Genomic DNA, 2,430 nt, shown 5'->3' with positions numbered 1-2,430 from the left:
GCAATCCGCGAGCTTTGGGCCGAATATCATGACCTGTTGATCTCGTTGAACACATCCCGTCGCCAGCGCATGCGCACCTTGATCTGGGACGGGCGTCGCGCGTTGCTGACGGCGGCGCTTGCGGGGTTCGGGCGCGGGATCGGCGAAGTCGGCGCGATCATGATCGTGGGCGGCAATATCGACCACGTGACGCGGGTTTTAACCACGGCGATTGCCCTTGAGACCGGCAAAGGCGACTTTGCTCTGGCCCTTGGCTTGGGCGTTGTGCTGATCTTTCTGGCGATTGCCGTCAACCTTCTCAGTCACAGTCTGAGCAAGACCGAGGTGCGTGGCCGATGGTAACAGTTTACCCCATCACCCTCGCGCAGGCAGAAGTTCGCAAAGCAGGCAAAAACCTGCTTGGGCCATTGGATCTGAGCTTGGCAGAAGACGGGCTGACCATTGTGATCGGTCCGAATGGGGCGGGCAAATCCACTCTGCTGAAAACATTGCACGGGATGGAGCGTCTTCGTGGCGGTACTCTGAACTGGTCGGTATCCAAAAGCGACGCCCTGGCGCGCCAGGCCTTTGTGTTTCAGACGCCCATCGTTCTACGCCGCTCTGTTCTGGATAACGTCGCCTATCCGCTGCATCTGCGCGGGCAGGACAAACGCGCAGCAAAGGCCAAAGCCGCGCAATGGCTGGAGAAGGTCGGGTTAAGTGCGGCTGCCGCTCAGCGTGCCTCGGATCTGTCGGGCGGTGAGCGGCAAAAGATGGCGCTGGCCCGCGCCATGATCACCACACCGGATGTGCTGTTGCTGGACGAGCCCTGCGCCAATCTGGACGGTCCGGCGACCCGCGACATCGAAACCCTGCTGCTTGATGCGCATGCGGGCGGAATGCGGATCGTGATGGCCACACATGATCTGGGTCAGGCGCGACGGCTGGCGACGGATGTCCTGTTTCTGCACAAGGGCCAGCTGCGCGAGCACACCCCCGCCCCGCAATTTTTCAAATCACCCCAAAGCGCTGAGGCCCGCGCCTTTATCGCCGGAGACATCGTGCCATGAAATGGACCGCCCTGCCCTTCTTTCTGACCCTCTCCAGCATCTCCTATTCCGACGAGATGACACTGGCGGTGACGACATCGTTTCACAACTCTGGGTTGAGCGACGTTCTGTTGCCCGAGATCAAGTCGGACCTTGATCTTGATGTCCACCTGCTGGTCGTTGGCACCGGTCAGGCGCTGCGGCTGGGAGCATCGGGCGATGTGGACGCGATCCTTGTGCACAGCAAATCCGCCGAAGAGGCCTTTGTTGACAGCGCCGCAGGCACGCACCGAACCGAGATCATGTACAATGATTTCGTCATCGTCGGACCCCAGAGCGATCCTGCGACCCTTAGCGACGCGGCCTCTGCCAAAGACGCACTTGCGGCGATACAGGCCTCTGGTGCTCTGTTTGTGTCGCGTGGCGATGACAGTGGCACGCACAAGAAAGAGCGCGCGCTGTGGGCCGAGGCCGGGTTCGATCCATCGGAGTTTAAAGCGCACTGGTATCGCGAAGTCGGATCGGGCATGGGCGCAAGCCTGAACACGGCGTCCGCGATGAACGCCTATATTTTGACCGACCGCGCAAGCTGGCTGAAGTTTGGCAACAAGGGCGATCTGGAGATCCAGTTTCAGGGCGACGCCGCGCTGTTCAATCAATACGCCTACCTGCCGGTCAATGCCGCAACCTTCCCGCATGTCAACGCAGAGGACGCGGCGCGTCTGGAAGCCTGGCTGACCTCGGACGCCGCACGAGATCTGATTGATGGCTATCGCTTGAACGGAGAGGTGCTGTTCACCTTCAACACCAAATGAGCGCACCATTCCCCAAGGCCGGCGCCATCGCAGTCGTCCTGCGCAACGGCGAATTTCTGATGGCGCAACGGGGCAAAGACCCGGGACGCGGGTTGTGGGGCTTTCCCGGCGGACATGTCGAGTTCGGTGAAACCGCAAAAGAGGCCGCGCAACGCGAGTTGCTGGAAGAGACCGGGATCACCGCGCCGGCCACAGATTATCTGACCTGTGTTGATGTGGTTGGACAGGGGCATCATTTCCTGATTGCGGCAGTTCTTTGCACCTATGAATCCGGCGAGGCCCGCGCGATGGACGACGCAGCTGACGTGCGTTGGATGACGCTTGAGGCGCTTCGGTCCGGCGAATTCCCGCTAAGCCCAGATGTCCTGCGCGTCGCGGAACTGGCAGCTTCACGGGCTGGTTTGGCAGGTTGACAGCTGTCAACACGCGCGATTTAGTGCGTTGCATAGAGTCTGTTTTCGTCTCTGAACTGTCAAATTAGAGACTGTTTTTGGATCTGGACACAGATGGGATTTTCCGGCGCAACTTTTGCGAGTCATGCCTGTGGAAAAAACCCTTGCCAGAATCTATAGCTCCAAAGATAATTA

General features: G+C 59.7%; 4 protein-coding genes. All 4 read left to right on the top strand.

Translation table 11 applies throughout. The annotated features are described in order from the left end of the window. The coding region (locus ACEQWH_RS14785; protein ID WP_370232113.1) for an ABC transporter permease at positions 1-342 on the top strand (342 nt) is incomplete at its 5' end. Beyond that, the gene (locus ACEQWH_RS14780; RefSeq protein ID WP_370232111.1) at positions 336-1,049 is read left to right on the top strand and encodes an ATP-binding cassette domain-containing protein; all 714 of its coding nucleotides are present in this window, start codon (positions 336-338) and stop codon (positions 1,047-1,049) included. The genes ACEQWH_RS14785 and ACEQWH_RS14780, both read left to right, overlap by 7 nt. Further along, the gene (locus ACEQWH_RS14775) at positions 1,046-1,843 is read left to right on the top strand and encodes a substrate-binding domain-containing protein (RefSeq protein ID WP_370232109.1); all 798 of its coding nucleotides are present in this window, start codon (positions 1,046-1,048) and stop codon (positions 1,841-1,843) included. Before ACEQWH_RS14780 ends, ACEQWH_RS14775 begins: the two co-directional genes overlap by 4 nt. Continuing rightward, the gene (locus tag ACEQWH_RS14770; RefSeq protein WP_370232107.1) at positions 1,840-2,256 is read left to right on the top strand and encodes an NUDIX hydrolase; all 417 of its coding nucleotides are present in this window, start codon (positions 1,840-1,842) and stop codon (positions 2,254-2,256) included. Before ACEQWH_RS14775 ends, ACEQWH_RS14770 begins: the two co-directional genes overlap by 4 nt. Positions 2,257-2,430 lie beyond the last annotated feature (174 nt).

Source organism: Cognatishimia sp., assembly GCF_964229375.1.
In the GTDB taxonomy this organism is placed as follows: Bacteria; Pseudomonadota; Alphaproteobacteria; order Rhodobacterales; family Rhodobacteraceae; genus Cognatishimia.
This window is presented reverse-complemented; position numbering and strand designations above follow the sequence as displayed.